Origin of the sequence: Chitinimonas koreensis, from assembly GCF_014353015.1 — a bacterium.
GTDB lineage: Bacteria > Pseudomonadota > Gammaproteobacteria > Burkholderiales > Chitinimonadaceae > Chitinimonas > Chitinimonas koreensis.
Map to the genome: position 1 here is coordinate 2,651,702 of NZ_CP060704.1, position 20,038 is coordinate 2,671,739.

Below are 20,038 nucleotides of genomic sequence, written 5' to 3' on the forward strand. Positions count from 1 at the left end.
CCAAATCGCCCGGCCTGGCCGGGCGGATCGCGGAATCATGAGCCCGGCAACGTTCTCGACTGTCTAGTGAAGGGCGTTGTAGATCTTCTCGGCGAGCGCCCGGTTGATGCCTTCGACCTGGCAGAGATCGTCGATGCTGGCGGCCTTGACCCCCTGCAGGCCGCCGAAACGCGTCAGCAGCCGCTGGCGGCGCTTGGCGCCGATACCCTCGATCTCCTCCAGGCTCGACGACACGCGCGCCTTGCCTCGGCGGGCGCGGTGGCCGGTGATGGCGAAGCGGTGCGCCTCGTCGCGGATGGTCTGGATCAGGTGCAGCGCCGCCGAATCGCGCGGCAATTGTATCGTCTGGTTCCGCGACGGAACAATCAGCTGCTCCAGCCCCGGTTTACGCGTCTCGCCCTTGGCCACGCCGACCAGCAGCGCGTCGCTCAGCCCCACCTCCTCCATCACCTCGACCGCCACGCCGATCTGGCCCTTGCCGCCGTCGATCAGGATCACGTCGGGCGCCACGCCCTCGCCGGCCGCGATCTTGCCGTAGCGGCGCGTCAACACCTGGCGCATGGCGGCGTAGTCGTCGCCGGGCGTGATGCCGGTGATGTTGTAGTGGCGGTATTCCTTGGGCTGCATCGCCAGCTTGTCGTAGACCACGCACGACGCCACGGTGGCCTCGCCCATGGTGTGGCTGATGTCGAAGCACTCGATGCGCTGGGCCGAGTCGGGCAGCGCCAGCGCCTCGAGCAGCGACTGCATCCGGCCGAGCTGGGTCGATTCGAGCGACAGCCGCTGCTCGATCGCCAGCTTGGCGTTCTTCAGCGCCATCTCGAGCCAGACGCGACGCTCGCCGATCGGATTGCCGACCACCGCGACGCGGCGGCCGGCCTGTTCGGTCAGGAGGCCGGCCAGCACGCCGACCTCGCCCTCGACGTTGGCCACGATCACCGGCGGAATGGTGCGGCCGAGATAGTGCTGGGCCAGGAAGGCCTCGAGCGCGCTCTGCACGTCGTAATCCTCGCCGTGACTGGGGAACAGTGACTTGTCGCCGACGTGGCGGCCGCCGCGGATCATCACCAGGTTGACGCAGACCATGCCGTGGCCGGCGGCGCAGGCGACGATGTCGGCGTCGGTCTCGCTGGCATTGCTGGAGACGAACTGCTTGGCCTGCACCTTGGCCAGCGCCTCGATCTGGTCGCGGTACATGGCGGCCTGCTCGAACTGCCAGGCGCCGGCGGCGGTATGCATCTTCTCGTCGAGCTCGACCAGCAGGTCGTTGGCCTTGCCCTGCAGGAACTGCACCGCGTGCTGCACGTCGGCGCGGTAGTCGTCCTCCGGAATGGCGCCGACGCAGGGGCCGCTGCAGCGGCGGATCTGGTACAGCAGACAGGGTCGGCTGCGGTTCTCGAACACCGTGTCCTCGCAGGTCCGCAGGCGGAACACCTTCTGCAGGAGCTGGATGCTCTCGCGCGCCGCGTAGCCGTTGGGAAACGGGCCGAAGTACTGGTTCTGCTTGTCCAGCGCGCCGCGGTAATAGGCCAGCCGCGGCTGGCGGTGGCCGCTGAGCATCAGGTAGGGATAGCTCTTGTCGTCGCGGAACAGGATGTTGTAGCGCGGCGCCAGCGCCTTGATCAGGTTGTTCTCGAGGATCAGTGCCTCGGCCTCGGAACGCACCACGGTGGTCTGGATGTCGGCCACCTGGCCCAGCATCAGGCGGATGCGCGGCGACTGGTCGTTCTTCTGGAAATAGGATGAGACGCGCCGCTTGAGATCGACCGCCTTGCCGACGTAGAGCACGTCGCCCTTGTCGTTCAGGTAGCGGTAGACGCCCGGCAGGTTGGGCAGCGCGGCGAGGATGGGCTTGGGATCGAAGGCCATGCCGGCATTTTACCGGCCGGAGGCGCTATTGCGGGGCGGCAGCGGGATTCTCGGCGGCGGGCTGGGTCGCTGGCGGCGCGAGCGGCGCAGGCGTGGGGCTGGGCTTGACCGGGCTCGGGTCGAGGATCTGGAAGAACACCTCGTCCTGCCGCACCATGCCGAGTTCGTTGCGGGCGCGCTCCTCGATCGCGTCGGTGCCGGTCTTCAGGTCGCGCACTTCGGCGTCGAGCGCGGCATTGCGCGCGGTCAGGCGGTCGTTCTGGCCCTGCTGCTCGACCATCTGCGCCTCGATCTGCCAGACCTTGAGCCAGGAGCCCTTGCCGATCCAGAGCGGCCACTGGAGCAGGACGATGAAGACGGCGAGGAGAACGGCAAGCAGGCGCATGGCTGCGGATTGTAGGCGGGATGAACGGTGCGGCAAAGAAAAACGGGAGCGGATTTCCGCTCCCGTTCGAGGCTGCGATGTGACCGGTCCTATTTCTTAATCTGGTAGAACGCGGCGCGGCCCGGGTAGTAGGCGGCATCGCCGAGCTCTTCCTCGATGCGCAGCAGCTGGTTGTACTTGGCCATGCGGTCCGAGCGGCTCAGCGAGCCGGTCTTGATCTGCATGCAGTTGGTGGCGACGGCCAGGTCGGCGATCGTGCTGTCCTCGGTCTCGCCCGAGCGGTGCGACATCACCGAGGTGTAGCGGTTGCGCTTGGCCAGGTCGACGGCCTGCAGCGTCTCGGACAGCGAACCGATCTGGTTGACCTTGATCAGGATCGAGTTGCAGATGCCCTTCTCGATGCCCTGGGCCAGGATCTTGGCATTGGTGACGAACAGGTCGTCGCCGACCAGCTGGACGCGGTCGCCGAGGCGGTCGGTCAGCAGTTTCCAGCCGTCCCAGTCGCGCTCGCCCATGCCGTCCTCGATCGAGATGATCGGGTAGCCGTCGGCCAGGCTGGCCAGGTAGTCGACCTGCTGGGCGCTGGTCAGCTCGCGCTTGTCGCTCTTCTTGTAGACGTACTTGCCGGTTTCCTTGTCGAAGAACTCGGAGGCGGCGCAGTCGAGCGCGATCGCGATGTCCTTGCCCCAGGCGTAGCCGGCCTTCTCGACCGCGGCGCGGATCATGTCGAGCGCCTCTTCGGCGTTCTTCACGTCGGGAGCGAAGCCGCCCTCGTCGCCGACCTGGGTCGGCAGATGCTTGTCGTGCAGGATCTTCTTGAGGTTGTGGAACACCTCGGCGCCGTAGCGCAGCGCTTCGCGGAAGCTCGGCGCGCCGACCGGGACGATCATCAGTTCCTGGAAGTCCAGGCTGTTGTTGGCGTGTTCGCCGCCGTTGATCACGTTCATCATCGGCACCGGCAGCGCCATCGGGCCCGAGCCGCCGATGTAGCGGTACAGCGGCAGGCCGGCCTCTTCGGCGGCGGCCTTGGCCACGGCCATCGAGACGGCCAGGATGGCGTTGGCGCCCAGGCGGCCCTTGTCCTCGGTACCGTCGAGCTCGAGCATGGTACGGTCGATGAAGGCCTGGTCGGAGGCGTCGAGACCGATGATCGCTTCGCAGATTTCGGTATTGACGTGCTCGACCGCCTTGAGCACGCCCTTGCCGAGGTAGCGGCCCTTGTCGCCATCGCGCAGCTCGAGCGCTTCGCGCTCGCCGGTCGAGGCGCCGCTGGGTACGGCCGCGCGGCCCATCACGCCGCTTTCGAGCAGAACGTCGGCTTCCACGGTCGGGTTGCCGCGCGAGTCGAGGATTTCGCGGGCGATCACTTCTACGATAGCGCTCATCGGGGGTCCTATGGATGTCGGAGGGGGATTCGAATCGGGCGATCTTGGCCGGGCCGGCCGCTCGTAGGCAAGCACGGCCGGCTTTCAAGCGGATGCTTTACAGCGTGTTCTCGTGCAGCGGCTGGCCCTTGACCAGGCCGTCGATCGACTTGAGCACCGCCAGCAGTTCCTTCATGCGGGGCAGCGGCCAGGCGTTGGGGCCATCGGACTTGGCGCAGGCGGGGTCGGGATGGGTTTCCATGAACAGGCCCGAGATGCCGACCGCCACCGCGGCCCGCGCCAGCACCGGCACGAATTCGCGCTGGCCGCCGGACTTGTCGCCCTGGCCGCCGGGCAACTGCACCGAGTGGGTAGCGTCGAACACCACCGGGCAGCCGGTGTCGCGCATGATCGCCAGGCTGCGCATGTCGGACACCAGGTTGTTGTAGCCGAAGCTGGCGCCGCGTTCGCAGGTCATGAAGTTGTCTTCAGGCAGGCCGGCCTCGCGGGCTGCTTCGCGCGCCTTGTCCATCACGTTCTTCATGTCGCCCGGGGCGAGGAACTGGCCCTTCTTGATGTTCACCGGGCGGCCGGACTGGGCGCAAGCGCGGATGAAGTCGGTCTGGCGGCACAGGAAGGCCGGCGTCTGCAGCACGTCGACCACGGCGGCGACCGGCTTGATCTGGTCGATCTCGTGGATGTCGGTCAGCACCGGCACGTCCAGCTGCTCGCGGACCTTGGCCAGGATGCGCAGGCCCTCGTCCATGCCGAAGCCGCGGAAGGACTTGCCGCTCGAGCGGTTGGCCTTGTCGAAGCTCGACTTGTAGATGAAGGGAATGCCGAGCTCGGCGGTGATTTCCTTGAGCTGGCCGGCGGTGTCGATGGCGAATTGCTCGCCCTCGATCACGCAAGGGCCGGCGATCAGGAAGAAGGGATGGTCGAGACCGACGTCGAAGCCGCAGAGTTTCATGAAGTGAACCTTGTGAAATGTGGAACGTGAAACGCGATGTGAGCGGCGCGCAGAGGTTTCTCCACGTTTCACCTTTCACATTTCACGTTTCACATGCTTTTAACAGCTCAACCCTTCGCGCCCCTGCTCCTTGGCATAGGCGATGGCCGCCTCGACGTAGGCCTTGAACATCGGATGGCCGTCGCGCGGCGTCGAGGTGAATTCGGGATGGAACTGGCAGCCGAAGAACCAGCGGTGGTCGGGCAGCTCGACCGTCTCGCACAGGTGGTTCGGGTCGGTGGAACGGCCGCTGACCTTGAGGCCTGCCGCTTCGAGTCGCGGCAGGTAGTGATTGTTCACTTCGTAGCGATGGCGATGGCGCTCGGTGATGCGGGTCGAGCCGTAGACCTTGGCTGCCAGCGAACCGGCCTCGAGGTCGCATTCCTGGCTGCCCAGCCGCATGGTGCCGCCGAGATTGGAGTTGGCGTCGCGCTGCTCGATGCGGCCGTCGCGGTTGACCCATTCGTCGATCAGCGCCACCACCGGGTAAGGCGTCTCGAGCGTGAACTCGGTCGAGCTGGCGTCGATCATGCCGGCCTTGTGGCGCGCGTATTCGATCAGCGCCAGCTGCATGCCCAGGCAGATGCCGAGGTAGGGGACGTTGTTCTCGCGGGCATACTGGATCGCACGGATCTTGCCTTCCACGCCGCGCTTGCCGAAGCCGCCCGGCACCAGGATCGCGTCCATGCCGGCCAGCGAGTGCAGGTCGCCGCTCTCGAGCTCTTCCGAATCGAGGTAGTGGATCTTGACGTCGCTGCGGGTGTGAATGCCGGCGTGGCGCAGCGCCTCGATCAGCGACTTGTAGCTCTCGGTCAGGTCGACGTACTTGCCGACCATGGCGATGTTGACGGTCTGGCTCGGATTCTCGATCGCGTCGACGATGTTGTCCCACAGCGAGAGGTCGGCCACCGGCAGCTCGAGCTGCAGCTGCTTGCAGATGATGTCGTCGATATGCTGTTCGCTCAGCACGCGCGGGATCTTGTAGATGCTGTCCATGTCCGGGCAGGACACCACGGCCTTTTCGGCCACGTTGGTGAACAGCGCGATCTTGCGGCGTTCCTCGATCGGCACCATGCGGTCTGCGCGGCAGATCAGCACGTCGGGCTGGATGCCGATCTCGCGCAATTCCTTCACCGAGTGCTGGGTCGGCTTGGTCTTGATCTCGCCGGCGGCAGCGATGTAGGGCACGTAGCTCAGGTGGACGAAGCAGGTGTTCTCGCGGCCCAGCGTCACGCCCATCTGGCGGATGGCCTCGAGGAAGGGCAGCGATTCGATGTCGCCGACCGTGCCGCCGACTTCGATCACGGCGAGCTCGGCGCCGCCGGCGCCCTGGTCGATGAACAGGCGGATCTCGTCGGTGATGTGCGGGATCACCTGGACCGTCTTGCCGAGGTAGTCGCCGCGGCGTTCCTTCTTGATCACCGATTCGTAGATCTGGCCGGTGGTGAAGTTGTTCGACTTCTTCATCTTGGCGTGGATGAAGCGCTCGTAGTGGCCGAGGTCGAGGTCGGTCTCGGCGCCGTCCTCGGTCACGAACACTTCGCCGTGCTGCATCGGCGACATGGTGCCCGGGTCGACGTTGATGTACGGGTCGAGCTTCATCATGGTGACCTTGAGGCCACGTGATTCGAGGATAGCCGCAAGCGACGCGGCGGCGATGCCTTTCCCGAGTGAGGAGACAACGCCGCCGGTAACGAAGATGAACTTGGTCATGGCTGAAAACGCACAGTGGTAATTCCGCATTCTACTCCGCCGCCCCCCTCCCCTCAATTCTTGACGGCGAGGCGTAAGGGAGATACAGCCCTCCGTTCCACTCAAGCTGCACAGCAACGCCCGGCCAAGCCGGGCGCTGGTCATCGCTTTGCACCCGAAATTTCTCGCCGATCCATTCCAACTCCCCCGCCAGTCGTGCCGACACGCACGAGTTCTAGGCTCGCAGGCTCGCCAAGAACTTCGGCAGTTGCCGCAGCCGGGGGGCGCGAAGTCGGAGACTTCGTGGGGTGGACCAGAGGGAGCCTCGCTACGCTCGTAAAGCGAGAAAGGCGCGCCGAAGCGCGCCTTTCGAACCAGGCTGGACCTGCTTACTTCGCCAGTTCCTTGGCCAGGTAGAGCCAGGTTTCCACCACCGTATCGGGATTCAGCGACACCGTCTCGATGCCCTGCTCCACCAGCCACTTGGCGAAATCGGGGTGGTCGGACGGGCCCTGGCCGCAAATGCCGATGTACTTGCCCTGGGCGCGGCAGGCCTTGATCGCCATCGCCAGCATGGCCTTGACCGCATCGTTGCGCTCGTCGAACAGCGAGGCGATCGGGCCGCCGGAGTCGCGGTCCAGCGCCAGCGTGAGCTGGGTCATGTCGTTCGAACCGATCGAGAAGCCGTCGAAGTATTCGAGGAACTGGTCGGCCAGGATCGCGTTGGACGGGATCTCGCACATCATGATCAGGCGCAGATCGTCGCGGCCGCGCTCCAGGCCCTGCTCCTTCAGCAGCTCGACCACCTTGCGCGCCTCGTCCAGCGTGCGCACGAAGGGGATCATCACCTCGACGTTCTTCAGGCCCATCTCGTTGCGCACCTTCTTCAGCGCGCGCGTTTCGAGTTCGAAGCAATCGCGGAACGACTCGCTGATGTAGCGCGAGGCGCCGCGGAAGCCGATCATCGGATTCTCTTCGTGCGGCTCGTAGTTCTGACCGCCGATCAGGTTCGAGTACTCGTTCGACTTGAAGTCGGACATCCGCACGATGACCTTCTTCGGGTGGAAGGCGGCCGCCAGCGTGGCGATGCCCTCGGCCAGCTTCTCGACGTAGAAATCGACCGCCGAAGCGTAGCCGCCGATGCGCTCCTCGACCTGCTGCTTCAGGTCCCACGGCAGGTTCGGGTAGGCCAGCAGCGCCTTCGGGTGCACGCCGATCATGCGGTTGATGATGAATTCGAGGCGGGCGAGGCCGACACCCTCGTTGGGCAGGTGGCTGAAGTCGAACGCCAGTTCCGGGTTGCCGACGTTCATCATCAGCTTGACCGGGCTCTTGGGCATCGAATCGAGCTTGAGGTCGATGATCTCGACGTCGAGCAGGCCTTCGTAGATATTGCCGGTGTCGCCCTCGGCACAGGAGACGGTGACCTGCTGGCCGTCGCTCAGCGCATAGGTGGCGTCGCCGCAGCCGACCACGGCCGGGATGCCGAGCTCGCGCGCGATGATGGCGGCGTGGCAGGTACGGCCGCCGCGGTTGGTGACGATGGCCGAGGCGCGCTTCATCACCGGTTCCCAGTCCGGATCGGTCATGTCGGTGACCAGCACGTCGCCCGGCTTGACCGTGTCCATCTCGCTGGCGTCCTTGATCAGGCGGACCGTGCCCTGGCCGATCTTCTGGCCGATCGCGCGGCCCGAGGCCAGCACGGTCGACTTGCTGTTGAGGCGGTAGCGGCGCAGCGTGTCGACGCGCGCTTCCTGCGACTTCACGGTCTCCGGCCGGGCCTGCAGGATGTAGAGCTTGCCGTCGACGCCGTCGCGGCCCCATTCGATGTCCATCGGCCGCTGGTAGTGCTGCTCGATGATCAGCGCGTAGCGCGACAGCTCTTCCACCTCGGCGTCGCTGATCGAGAAGGTGTTGCGCTCGACGTCGGACACGTCGACGGTGCGCACCGACTTGCCGGCGGTCGCCTCGGCCGTGAACTCCATCTTGAGCAGCTTGGAGCCGCGGTTGCGGCGCAGGATGGCCGGGCGGCCGGCCTTGAGGTTGGGCTTGTAGACGTAGAACTCGTCCGGGTTCACGGCGCCCTGCACCACGGTCTCGCCCAGGCCGTAGCTGGCGGTGACGAAGACCACGTCGTCGAAGCCCGACTCGGTGTCGATGGTGAACATCACGCCGGCTGCGCCCTTGTCCGAGCGCACCATGCGCTGGATGCCGGCCGACAGCGCCACGTCGGCGTGGGCGAAGCCCTTGTGCACGCGGTAGGAGATCGCGCGGTCGTTGTACAGCGAGGCGAACACTTCCTTGATCGCGTGCAGCACGTTGTCGATGCCGACGATGTTGAGGAAGGTCTCCTGCTGGCCGGCGAAGGAGGCGTCCGGCAGATCCTCGGCGGTGGCGGAGGAGCGCACGGCGACCGAGATCGCGGCGCCGGAGTCGGCTTCCATCTTGGCAAAGGCGGTGCGGATGTCGGCGTCGAGCGCCGGCGGGAACGGCTGGTCGACCACCCACTGGCGGATCTGTTTGCCGACGCGCGCCAGTTCGGTGACGTTCTCGACGTCGAGCGCGTTCAGCGCCGCGTCGATCTTGGCAGAGAGGCCGTCGTGGGCCAGGAAGGCGCGGTAGGCATCGGCGGTGGTGGCGAAGCCGCCGGGAACGCGCACGCCGGAGGCGGCCAGCTGGCTGATCATTTCGCCGAGCGAGGCGTTCTTGCCGCCCACCCGTTCGACGTCGGTCATGCGCAGCTCGTCAAACCAGATGACGTTGTTCTCTGCCATTTCGTGTGTTTCCTTGCTGGATTTGGGGAATCTGGGAACGCGATTCTAGCCTGTTTGGGCGCAGGCACGCAGCCGCCCGATATACCTGGCCGCGACCAATTTTTGCGCAATGCAACACAGGGCGCCGAAAACGCCGGCATCAAAATGTAGTTCGGCTCGCGCAGCTACAAGTCCGCACCGCGGCCGTGCCCGCTTTCCCTGATGTTGCATCTGCACAACCGGCTCGCGGCCGTTGCGGGCGCTGTGGCAACATGGTCCGACCACCCGCCCAGAGAAACTGCCATGCCCAGCACCGCACCGTCTTCTTCATCTCCGACCGCACCGGCATCACCGCCGAGATGCTGGGCCACAGCCTGATCACCCAGTTCGAGGGCATCGAGTTCAAGCGCATCACCCTGCCCTTCGTCGATACGGTGGAGAAGGCGCAGCACGTGGCCGAGCGCATCCGCCAGGCCGGCGCGCAGGACGGCGTGCGGCCGCTGGTGTTCTCGACCTTCGTCAAGAACGACTTCCGCAGCATCATCCACATTCCCGAAGCCCACGTGGTCGACTTCTTCGAGGCCTTCATCGCGCCGCTGGAGAACGAGCTGGGCCAGGAGTCCTCCCACACGGTGGGCAAGAGCCACAGCATCCAGAACTTCCACGAGTACAACGCCCGCATCGAGGCGGTGAACTACGCGATGGCCCACGACGACGGCATCAAGCCGAGCGACCTGGCCGAGGCCGACATCGTACTGGTCGGCGTATCGCGCTCGGGCAAGACGCCGACCTGCCTCTACCTCGCGCTGCAATACGGCATCAAGGCCGCCAACTACCCGCTGACGCCGGACGACTTCGGCCAGAGCGGCCTGCCGCGCGCGCTGCTGCCGTTCAAGCACAAGCTGTTCGGCCTCACCATCGTGCCCGAGCGGCTGGTGCAGATCCGCTCCGAGCGCAAGCCCGACAGCCGCTACGCTTCGCTCGACAATTGCCGCTTCGAGGTGGCCGAGGCCGAGGCGATCTACCGCAACGCCGGCATCCCGCACCTGAACACCACCAGCAAGTCGATCGAGGAGCTGGCCTCGACCATCATCCACAAGGCCAGCCTGACGCGGCGCGTCTATTGAGCGCCGGACCTACGGTAACCATGTAGGAGCGGCTTCAGCCGCGAACGGGTGGATGGCATCCGATGGTGCTCGACCCGTTCGCGGCTGAAGCCGCTCCTACAGAACCGGACGCGGCGGGCCGCTCCGGCTAGCGCTGATCGCGCCCGGCCCGCCAGATCGACCAGATCAGCCACAGGCTGTTGAAGAAGGCGATCAGGAAACCGATGAAGCCGAAGGCCGGCAGGCCGAACAGGCGCGGGCCGGCCGGCACCGTCATCACGATGCTCGAGCCGATGATCAGGCAGCCGGTGACGATGCCCAGCGTGAGCCGGCTGGCCGAGCGGTCGATCTGGGCGCCGAAGTGGTCGAGCCGCTTGAGGTCGAGGTCGATCCTGAGCTTGCCGCGCCGCGCCGCCTTCACCAGCCGCGACACGTCGCGCGGCAGCCCGCCGACCAGCGTCACCATCTCCCACAGATTGCGCCGGCCCTTGCGCGCCAGGGCGCCCGGCGAATAGCGCGCCAGCATCACCCGCCGCACGAAGGGCGTCAGGTGGGGCACCATCTGGAAGTCCGGATCGAGCTGGCGGCCCAGGCCCTCGAGCGTGATCAGCGCCTTGAACAGCAGGGTCAGGTCGGCCGGCAGCGTGATCGCATGCTCGCGCATGATGGCGATCACGTCATTGAGCAGCTGGCCGAAGCGGATGTCCTTCAGCGACAGGTTCTCGTAGTTGAACATGAACTCGGCGAGGTCCGAGGCCAGCTTGTCCTCGTCGACCGGCACGTCCAGGGTCCAGTCGAGCAGCACGTTGAGGATGCCGCGCTCGTCGCGCGCTGCCAGCGCGGCCAGCAGGTCGACGATCTCGTCGCGGCGCGGTGCCGGCAGCCGGCCGACCATGCCGAAATCGATGAAGGCGATGCGGTTGTCGGGCAGGTAGATCACGTTGCCCGGATGCGGATCGGCGTGGAAGTAGCCGTCGATCAGGATCATCTTGAGCACCGCGTCGGCGCCGCGCTGGGCCAGGAGGCGCCGGTCGAGCCCGGCCGCCTCGAGCAGCGCCAGGTCGTTGCCCGGCACGCCGCCGATATAGGCCTGCACGTTGACGATCTCGTTGGTGTAGTCCCAGAAGATCTCCGGGATCACGATGAACGGGTCGCCGGCGAAGTTCTCGGCGAAGCGGCGATGGTTATGCGCTTCCTGCGCCAGGTCGAGCTCGCGCCGCAGCGACTTGGCGAACTGCTCGACGATGCGCACCGGCTGGTACTGGCGCGTGTCGGGGAATTCGAACTCGACCAGGGTGGCGAGATGGTGCAGCACCCGCAGGTCCGATTCGATCTTGGCCACGATATGGGGCCGCCGCACCTTGAGGATCACCAGCCGGCCGTCGGGCAGCGTGGCGCGGTGCACCTGGGCGATCGAGGCCGAGCCGATCGGCGTTTCGTCGAGTTCAGTGAACATCTCGTGCGGCGACCGGCCCCAGGCGCGGGTCAGCTCGGCGTCGAGCTCGGCGAACGGCGTGGCCGGCACCGCCGACTGCAGCTTTTCGAATTCGGCGATCCACTCGGGCGGGAACACGTCGACCCGGGTGGCCAGCACCTGGCCGAGCTTGATGAAGGTCGGGCCCAGCTCCTCCAGCGCGCGGCGGGCGCGCACCTGCGGCTCCTGCTCGTGGCGCGGGTCGTCCTCGGGCAGGTCGAGCGTCTCGCCGGCGCGCTCGAAGGTGCGCTGCACGTTGAGCCGGCGAACCAAATCGCCGAAGCCGTGTCTTGCCAGCACCCGAATGATTTCGCGGATGCGCGGCAGATCGCGCATCAGACTCATGGTTTCTTTCAGCATGGCGGAATATTAGGTTCTGTTGACATCAGGTTTGCAGGTCGCGGTATCGTACGGGCCTTCCTCGCTTCACCTCCCTTTATATCAGTCAAGAGTGCCGGAATGACGTTCAAATACCGACACCTGCTGGCACTGCTATTGGCGGCGCCGCTCGTATTCGCCAAACCCCACGACGACCCGGCCACCCCGCCGCCGGCCGTGCAGGCCGACGACGCCTCGGCCGCGGAGGCGCCGGACGCCGCCGCCCAGGAGCCGGCCAACCGCTTCGCCCAGGACATCATGCTGCAGGCGCTCGGCCTGATCGGCGTGACCTACCGCTGGGGCGGCAACTCTCCCGAGACCGGCCTGGACTGCAGCGGTTTCATCAAGTACGTGTTCCAGCAGTCGCTCAACATCGCGCTGCCGCACAACGCCTTCGCCATCAGCCGGCTCGGCGAGGACGTCGACAAGGACGCGCTCAAGCCGGGCGACCTGGTGTTCTTCAACACGCTGGGCCGGCGCTTCTCGCACGTCGGCATCTACCTGGGTGACGACCGCTTCATCCATTCGCCGTCCAAGGGCAGCAAGGTGCAGATCGTGCGGCTGTCCGACGCCTACTGGGCCAAGCGCTACAACGGCGCGCGCCGCGTCACCCACGAGAGCGTGGCCGAACGCAGCCCGATCCTGAACAGCCTGATGGCCGAGGCGCGCGAGAGCGTGGGCAAGAAGGGCAAGAAGAAGGGCCGCGCGGCGGCGGCCAAGAAGGGCAGCGGCAAGAAGGTTGCGGCGAAGAAGGCGCCGGCCAAGAAGAAACGCCGCTAACGGCTTCTGCAGGAGCGGCTTCAGCCGCGAACCGCCGCAGCCGCAGCCGCTGGCGGCATGGCGCCGGTCCGTGGCCGATCCACCGGTCCGTGATCGATCCGGCGGTTCGCGGCCGAAGCCGCTCCTACGCAGGCGTTCGGCGTGCATGAAACGACGAAGGCCGGCATCTGCCGGCCTTCGTCATCGAGCGGTACCGCGCTGTCAGCGCGTCATTCGGTATAGAACGCGACCGGCCCGCTGCTGGTGACGCCGATGTTGAAGTGCTGGCCAGCGATCTCCTCCTGGCCGGCGAATTCGGTGTTGCGCACGATCTCGTGCAGCAGTTCGAGCTCCTTGAACTCCTCGACCAGCTCGCCGTCGCCATTGAGCAGCACTTCGATGCGCTCGAGGTCGGGATGGCTGCCCACCACCTTGATCCGGCTGCCCTCTTCCCACCACTGCAGGTGCACCGGCGGCGGCACAGGTACCGACTGGCGCTGGAACAGCTCGGCCACCAGCTTGCCGAACGCGGCCAGGTTGTTGGCGGCCCGGGTACGGATCGCATCGAGGTTCACTCCTGCCTCGTCGGGAGCGATCCCGAAAATGCGTGCCAGGCCCGCGTCGAGGCGGCCATTTTTTTCCACTACGATCATGATTTTCTCCGGCAACAAATGATGTGCCGGCGGTCAGTCGCCGCCGGCTCGCTTATCTACGAACTGCTGACTGGTTATAGCCGCAACGGAAACGATTACTAATTGATTTTTTCAATCATCCCAATGGCTTAGGGCCAGTAACCACGCCGTTTCGACCCCGGTCGGAACAAGCGCTCGGCGGGTTTCAGTCGCGCGCCGCCCGAGCCAGTTCGTAGACCAGCTCGAGCGCCGCACGCGGGCTGAGCGCGTCGACGTCTAGCGAGGCGAGCCGTTCGACCAGCGGGTGCGGTTCCGGTTCCGCCTCCACCGGCTGCGGCATCGAAAACAGGTCGCCCTGCCCGGCCTGGCTGACCCGCTGGTTCTCCAGCTCGGTCAGGTAGCGGCGCGCCTGGCGGATGGTCTCGCGCGGCACGCCGGCCAGCTGCGCCACCTGCAGGCCGTAGCTCTGGCTGGCCGGCCCCTCCTCCACGCTGTGCAGGAACACGATCTTGTCCTTGTGCTCGACCGCGTCGAGGTGGACGTTGGCGACCTGCGGATAGTCGAGCGCCAGCCGAGTCAGTTCGAAGTAGTGCGTCGCGAACAGCGCATAGCTGCGGTTCTTCTCGATCAGCGCGCGGGCGATCGCCCAGGCCAGCGCCAGGCCGTCGAAGGTCGAGGTGCCGCGGCCGACCTCGTCCATCAAGACCAGCGCGTGCTCGCCGGCGTTGTTGAGGATGTTGGCGGTCTCGGTCATCTCGACCATGAAGGTCGAGCGGCCGCCGGCCAGGTCGTCGCTGGCGCCGATGCGGGTGAAGATGCGGTCGAGCCGGCCGATGACGGCGCGCCGGGCCGGCACGAAGCTGCCGATATGGGCCAGCAGCGCGATCAGCGCGGCCTGGCGCATATAGGTCGATTTACCGCCCATGTTCGGGCCGGTGATCAGCAGCAATTTGCGGCCGGCGTCGAACTTGAGGTCGTTGGCGATGAAGGCCTCGCCCGAGCCGTCGCGCAGTTGCTGCTCGACCACCGGATGGCGGCCGGCCTCGATGGCGAACACGCATTCATCGCGGAACTCCGGCGCCACCCAGTCGAAGGCCTGGGCGCGCTCGGCCAGCGTGGCCAGCACGTCGAGCCCGGCCACCGCCTGGGCCACCAGCTGCAAGGTCGGCACGAACGGCGCCAGCGCGTCCAGCAGGCCGTCGTAGAGCGATTTCTCCAGCGCCAGCGAGCGCTCCTGCGCCGACAGCGCCTTGTCCTCGAAGGCCTTGAGTTCCGGCGTGATGTAGCGCTCGGCGTTCTTCAGGGTCTGGCGGCGGCGATAGTCGTCGGGGATCTTGTCGGCATGGACGTGGGTGACCTCGATATAGAAGCCGTGCACGCGGTTGTACTCGACCTTGAGGCTGGGAATGCCGCTGCGCTCGCGCTCGCGCGCCTCCAGCGCCAGCAGGAAGTCGCCGTGATTGGTCTGCAGCGCGCGCAATTCGTCGAGCTCGGCATGGAAGCCGGCGCGGATCACGCCACCCTCGCGGATCAGCGCCGACGGCTCGTCCATCACCGCGCGCGCCAGCAGTTCGACCGCTTCGCCGGGCGGCTGCAGCTGGCGGCCGAGCTCGTCGAGCAGCGCGCCGGCAGGCAGCAGCGGCACCAGGCCCGGCAGTGCGCGCAGGCTGTCGCGCAGGCTCGACAGATCGCGCGGCCGGGCCGAGCGCAGTGCGACGCGGGCGGCGATCCGCTCGATGTCGTGGATGTCGGCCAGTCGCTCGCGCAGCCGGCCCAGTTCGACCGATTCGCCGAGCGCACCGACCGCATCGCGCCGGCGCATCACCTTGCCCTGCTGGCGCAGCGGGTGATGCAGCCAGTGGCGCAGCAGCCGGCTGCCCATGCTGGTGCGGCAGCTGTCGAGCAGCGAGAACAGCGTGGGCGAGGCCTCGCCGCGGATGGTCTCGGTCAGTTCGAGGTTGCGCCGGGTCGGCCCGTCGAGCGTCAGGTACTGGCCGGCCTGCTCGACCAGCAGCCCGGTGACGTGCGGCAAGGCGCCGCACTGGGTCTGCCGCGCGTATTCGTACAGCGCGCCGGCGCAGCCGGTGGCGATGCCGGGCGCCTCGATGCCGAAGCCGCTGAGGTCCTGGGTCTGGAACTGGCGCGCCAGGTTGCGCGCGGCGGTCTCGACGTCGAACTGCCAGGCGGCGATGCGCTTGACCGCGTAGCCGCTGGCGGACGGCAGATCGAGCGCCAGGTCGTCCGGCATCAAGAGCTCGGCCGGTTTGAGCCGCTCGAGCTCGCTGGCCAGCAGGTCGCTGGCGGTCTCGAGCAGGCGGAACTCGCCCGAGGCCAGCGACAGCCAGGCCAGGCCCAGGCGGCCGCGCACGGCATTGATCGCCAGCAGGATGTTCTCGCGCTTGTCGTCGAGCAGCGCGGCGTCGGTCAGCGTGCCGGGCGTGACGATGCGTGCCACCCGCCGCTCGACCGGACCCTTGCTGGTGGCCGGATCGCCGAACTGCTCGCAGATCGCCACCGATTCGCCGAGCTTCACCAGCTTGGCCAGGTATTGCTCCATGGCGTGATGCGGCACCCCGGCCATCTTGATCGGCTCGCCGCCGGACTGGCCGCGGGCGGTCAGCGTGATGTCGAGCAGCCGCGCGGCCTTGACCGCGTCGTCGAAGAACAGCTCGTAGAAATCCCCCATGCGATAGAACACGAACTTGTCGGGGTGCTCGGCCTTGAGACGCAGGTATTGCTGCATCATCGGGGTGTGGTTGCTCAGCGCTGCCTCGTCGTGGGCGCTCTTGTTCTTGTTCATGTGCATCTCTTCATGGCATGCGTCGCCGCGGGCAGCGGTCGGCCTCGGGGCGGCGACGGAATGGTGACTGGGGGCCGGCTGCGGCGCGGGGCGCAGGGCCGGGGGCGCGACATTATCCAATGGCGGACGATGTGGGGCGAGGGGTATCGGCTGTAGAAGGCGATCGATCAGGTCGGTCTGGAATGAGGCGCGGTTTCCATTGCACGGCTGCTGGACTGACATGGTTGCCAGGCATCGGGGACTTTCAGAAATCAGCACATCCAGCGCCGGGCCAAGCCGCATCGCCCGCTGTCGGAAACACAGGCGCGACGCAATCGGCGCATTGCGCGGATACGGGCACGTGGCGAGCATCCGTTCGCAGGACTGCGCCAGCTGGGCGGAAAGGTACTGCAGCGCATCGGATTGAAGCGTGCGGCGCTGCAACTGCAGTTGAAGGCGGCGACGTACAACCTGAAGCGTCTGAGCGGGCTCAAGGAGGCAGGGGTGATGGCGTTCTGACGCCGGAGGTGCGTTCTGGACGGGGTGAAAGCAGGTCCGGGGCGGGAAATGGGAGATCGATTTGGTGGGGATGCCTAGAAAATAGGCAGCAAGACTGACGGTGTGGCATCAGCGCGGGGAAAGGGTGGTTTCTGGAAGTACTCTCAATTCTATCTCGGCCCGATATCCAGATTCACCGCGTCGGTCAATGCATATAACGGTGGGCCTGCAGGGCAGATCAAGAAGATCGGGATCACGTTCTACTGGCTGTATTCGATGGTGACCACGCGCTCCAGCAGCATAGGGCTAGCCTTGATTTGGCGAGGTCTTTCCATTCTCTTGTGGTCGAATAGTGCGCCACATCACCCTCGGGCGCTGGCCTCATAGCCTTCGCTTTATTGGCCGCATGACTCTCCTAGGTAATTGGAATTGTGAACCCACACCCCCATCTCGCCGACGTAATAGGTGTGAAAATCCTCGACTGCCAGATTGTAGACATCGCGAGTAAACCTATCCGCGACGTACATTGCATCGTTATATTCCATTTCATTAATGCGTACTGGCTTCTCGGCAAATCGGACGCGATGCCCCATTGCATTGGAAAAATCACTATTTGTTATAACAAAACCCACGCCCTCTTCGACAGTGCAATCTTCAGTCGTTGCTTCAAGAACAGGCCAGCGCTCAATGGTGTATACAGAAGAGCCATTTGCTAAAAATAATATTTGACCTTGCTCCACCCTCCTTAACTCTGTCCAGCCGATGTCCTGCACCCAAAATAGATGATCGGCCGTGGTAAACAAATAATTAAAATCCCCCGATTCATTGCAATGCATTAACGAGTATATCTCCCTCCCACGCGTCATCCCTATATTCAGCACCCGCTTATAAGCCTGCGGACCATCCCCGGATTCCGGCCTGGACAGAACCATGTCACCGATTTTGATCTGTTCAATGGGAACCAAACCCTTGTCGACATGAACAAGAGTCCCCTTCACGAAGCCGGCAACACCTTTGCCCTGCAATCGGTGCTCATAAAAATCAACTAGTACATCTTGCATACACATCTCCAATTCTGCGCCGGACAATATTTTGCAAACGAAGCTCCAATTTCGCGGCATGCCTCAGCAAGCAGTTTCAGGTTTTCCTCCCTCTTGGCGGGTATGCAGCCCCATGCGGTCTTACTCAATTAACCACGCAATTCTCATTGTATTAATTGACTTTTCAGCTTGAATAAAGGGGGCGTAAGCCATTGGTAAACAGGGTCTTCAATGGCCTGCAGTCAGTAAATCAATGCCTGCATCCATTGTTCCTTTGCAGTCGTTGTGCACCCACAGTCCATGCTTACCAACATAGTAAGTATGGTAATCTGCCACTTCCAAATTATAAACTGCGCACTTGAAATTATTTCCAGGCTCCCACCAAGCAACGTCTACATTGGGAACTTTAACCCCGCTGCCAAATGTGGCGGCAATGTTTTCACCATTAAAATCAATAGTGCGCCCTTCATTTGAATCAAAAGCCCCCTGCTCCCAGCCAACATCATTATTGGCTGTTTTCAGGATAATATTGCTATCCAAAACAATTACATTCTGCCCACTGACGGTTTCAATTTCGTGCCCACCTCTGAGCCAGCCAGCGCTCACCCAACTGGGCTCGTAATCTGATTCATCATCCCGTGATGGATGATGGTCATCCACTACAAAAATAGGATGACTCTCAGTCACCACGAGATATGCATATTCATCCGTATTCCAGGTACGCCCTTCCCGCTCAGCCGCATCCATCTCAGTCTTCGGCAAATAACTCAGAAAATAAACCTCCTGATCTTCCGTCCGCATCGTCCCTACCACCGGCTTATAGGCCTGCTCGCCCTCCCCGAGTCCGGCTTGGACAACACCATGTCCCCCACCTTGATCTGCTCGATCGGCACCAGCCCCTTATCGGTATGCACCAAGGTGCCCGCCACGAAGCACATGGGCTGGGCAACCACATTCTTGATCTGGAATTCCGGATCGTCACCGCATGACTTCGGTTCAATATCCATTCGGTACAAAGCATCACCTGAGACTTGATCGGTCAACCGGCTTTCCAGCTCGTCCAGCCCCTGTGCTCGGTACAGACTGGGTACTATGTAACCATTTGCATCATTATCTTGAATTGCGTTTCCAAGTTCCTTCTCGGATAAGAAACGCCTTGTTCCAGCAGGTAGAACTTTGCCATGGGCAGTGACCAGTAACTCAATGCCAGCACAATGATCATTGTGAACCCACGCCCCGAGCTCGCCTACATAGTAGGTATGGAAACTCTCAACCTCAATATTGAAGACAGTCAGCTTAATACGCGCATCCGCCCCTCCATTATTTCCAATTGCGGCCAGTCATAATCTTCGAAATACGGCACACCCTCCTGCTCAGGCCATATGGAACTTTGCCAAAAATTGCACTCACTCCTAAAATCAACAACGTGCCCACTTCTTCCACCGCGATACGCTTCCGCACTGACCCAACCAAATCCCCTGTTAGGAGTACGATTTACTACCCAATTCACCAATACAACAGCTCTCTGCCCATCTGCCAATTCCATATGCTGTCCAGGCTCAACAAGACTTGCGGCAGTCCAACCCTCACCTTCAATCCAGATCGGATGATTGTCGGTAGCATATATGTGGTGAACCTCCCGCTGGTTCTCGTAAGTGCAATATTTGATGCACCGGATTTCCTTGTCATCGAAGGCGAGGGTTTTCACCACCGTACGATAAGCCTTCTCTCCCTTTGCCTCCGGCTGAGAGAGAACCTTGTCACCCACCTTGAGCTGTTCGATAGGCACCAAACCCTTATCGGTATGGACGAGCGTGCCCGCGATGAAACACCCCCAAGCCATCTTGGCCCGGTTTTCCTTGGATTGCGCTGGATTCAGTATCTCCGTGATTTTGGCAACTTGCTGACGGTGCCAAACCGAAGCTTGCGCAATCGTCAACGTTTCCCGCAGCGGAGTTACGGACTTGATCAAGCCACCGCCATCAAGCTGCGTTTTACCCTGAATTTCGTGAGGGATATCGTCAACCAGTTTGATCCGATTATCGGAACCCAACGACTTGGCCAACCGATCCTCGATTCCCTCCTCTACCGGCAGCCGCTTCAGCAACTTGTGCTGCACGAAATCCGTCCCGATCATCCGTCCGATCAGCTTGAACACTCCCGCTAGCGCCACCGGGATCGTCCCGCCGATCGCGCCCGAAGTCAGGATCTGCTCCAGCGAGTAGCCTGAATGTCCGTCGGTCATCTGGCTATCCTTGATCAGCGCATTCTCCACCGACGTCTCGAACAGCATCCACTCC

The 20,038-nt window shown here is 63.9% G+C and carries 16 protein-coding genes; 3 read left to right on the forward strand and 13 right to left on the reverse strand.

Features of this window, described 5'->3' with window-relative positions; all coding sequences use genetic code 11:
• Nucleotides 1–63: 63 nt before the first annotated feature.
• From uvrC to ppsA, 6 genes are all read right to left on the reverse strand, one after another.
• Nucleotides 64–1,869, reverse strand: a complete 1,806-nt coding sequence (gene uvrC / locus H9L41_RS11290) for an excinuclease ABC subunit UvrC (RefSeq protein ID WP_028445999.1) — start codon at nt 1,867–1,869, stop codon at nt 64–66.
• Nucleotides 1,870–1,894: 25 nt separating this feature from the next.
• On the reverse strand, nt 1,895–2,254 hold the full coding sequence (gene ftsB, locus H9L41_RS11295; protein WP_028446000.1) for a cell division protein FtsB: 360 nt from the start codon (nt 2,252–2,254) through the stop codon (nt 1,895–1,897).
• An 89-nt stretch (nt 2,255–2,343) separates the two neighbouring features.
• Nucleotides 2,344–3,639 (reverse strand): phosphopyruvate hydratase, encoded by a 1,296-nt coding sequence (gene eno / locus H9L41_RS11300; RefSeq protein WP_028446001.1) that lies wholly within the window; start codon nt 3,637–3,639, stop codon nt 2,344–2,346.
• 97 nt (nt 3,640–3,736) lie between these two features.
• Nucleotides 3,737–4,588: a 3-deoxy-8-phosphooctulonate synthase gene (kdsA, locus tag H9L41_RS11305; RefSeq protein ID WP_028446002.1), complete on the reverse strand. Its 852-nt coding sequence runs from the start codon at nt 4,586–4,588 to the stop codon at nt 3,737–3,739.
• Nucleotides 4,589–4,687: 99 nt separating this feature from the next.
• Nucleotides 4,688–6,340 (reverse strand): CTP synthase, encoded by a 1,653-nt coding sequence (gene pyrG / locus H9L41_RS11310; protein WP_028446003.1) that lies wholly within the window; start codon nt 6,338–6,340, stop codon nt 4,688–4,690.
• A gap of 368 nt (nt 6,341–6,708) precedes the next feature.
• Entirely contained in the window at nt 6,709–9,093 is a 2,385-nt protein-coding gene (gene ppsA, locus H9L41_RS11315; RefSeq protein WP_028446004.1) for a phosphoenolpyruvate synthase, read from the reverse strand.
• Nucleotides 9,094–9,344: 251 nt separating this feature from the next.
• Between ppsA and ppsR the strand changes: the two genes are divergently transcribed.
• Nucleotides 9,345–10,199: a posphoenolpyruvate synthetase regulatory kinase/phosphorylase PpsR gene (gene ppsR, locus H9L41_RS11320; RefSeq protein ID WP_187523833.1), complete on the forward strand. Its 855-nt coding sequence runs from the start codon at nt 9,345–9,347 to the stop codon at nt 10,197–10,199.
• A gap of 127 nt (nt 10,200–10,326) precedes the next feature.
• Here ppsR and H9L41_RS11325 read toward each other — a convergent pair whose 3' ends face one another.
• A complete protein-coding gene (locus H9L41_RS11325; protein ID WP_308417309.1) occupies nt 10,327–11,997 on the reverse strand; it encodes an ABC1 kinase family protein in 1,671 nt (556 codons plus the stop codon).
• Between the two features lie 114 nt (nt 11,998–12,111).
• On the opposite strand from H9L41_RS11325, the gene H9L41_RS11330 reads away from it, so the two are divergent.
• Nucleotides 12,112–12,810 (forward strand): C40 family peptidase, encoded by a 699-nt coding sequence (locus H9L41_RS11330; protein WP_051318961.1) that lies wholly within the window; start codon nt 12,112–12,114, stop codon nt 12,808–12,810.
• Nucleotides 12,811–13,019: 209 nt separating this feature from the next.
• Here H9L41_RS11330 and H9L41_RS11335 read toward each other — a convergent pair whose 3' ends face one another.
• Nucleotides 13,020–13,442, reverse strand: coding sequence for a hypothetical protein (locus H9L41_RS11335; RefSeq protein ID WP_028446007.1), 423 nt, complete (start codon nt 13,440–13,442; stop codon nt 13,020–13,022).
• Between the two features lie 184 nt (nt 13,443–13,626).
• Entirely contained in the window at nt 13,627–16,221 is a 2,595-nt protein-coding gene (gene mutS, locus H9L41_RS11340; RefSeq protein WP_245589197.1) for a DNA mismatch repair protein MutS, read from the reverse strand.
• A gap of 288 nt (nt 16,222–16,509) precedes the next feature.
• Here mutS and H9L41_RS26145 point away from each other — a divergent pair, with 288 nt between their 5' ends.
• Nucleotides 16,510–16,719 carry a hypothetical protein gene (locus tag H9L41_RS26145; protein WP_265584043.1) on the forward strand — a complete coding sequence of 70 codons (210 nt, stop codon included), beginning with the start codon at nt 16,510–16,512 and terminating at the stop codon, nt 16,717–16,719.
• Between the two features lie 374 nt (nt 16,720–17,093).
• On the opposite strand, the gene H9L41_RS11350 is transcribed toward H9L41_RS26145, so the two are convergent.
• The 4 genes from H9L41_RS11350 to H9L41_RS24675 all read right to left on the reverse strand — a co-directional run bounded on the left by H9L41_RS11350 (nt 17,094) and on the right by H9L41_RS24675 (nt 20,031).
• Nucleotides 17,094–17,759: a polymorphic toxin-type HINT domain-containing protein gene (locus H9L41_RS11350; RefSeq protein WP_169730174.1), complete on the reverse strand. Its 666-nt coding sequence runs from the start codon at nt 17,757–17,759 to the stop codon at nt 17,094–17,096.
• A gap of 207 nt (nt 17,760–17,966) precedes the next feature.
• Nucleotides 17,967–18,539, reverse strand: a complete 573-nt coding sequence (locus H9L41_RS11355) for a hypothetical protein (protein ID WP_187523834.1) — start codon at nt 18,537–18,539, stop codon at nt 17,967–17,969.
• A 5-nt stretch (nt 18,540–18,544) separates the two neighbouring features.
• Nucleotides 18,545–18,781, reverse strand: a complete 237-nt coding sequence (locus H9L41_RS24670) for a Hint domain-containing protein (protein ID WP_265584008.1) — start codon at nt 18,779–18,781, stop codon at nt 18,545–18,547.
• A 248-nt stretch (nt 18,782–19,029) separates the two neighbouring features.
• Nucleotides 19,030–20,031: a Hint domain-containing protein gene (locus H9L41_RS24675; RefSeq protein WP_265584009.1), complete on the reverse strand. Its 1,002-nt coding sequence runs from the start codon at nt 20,029–20,031 to the stop codon at nt 19,030–19,032.
• Nucleotides 20,032–20,038 lie beyond the last annotated feature (7 nt).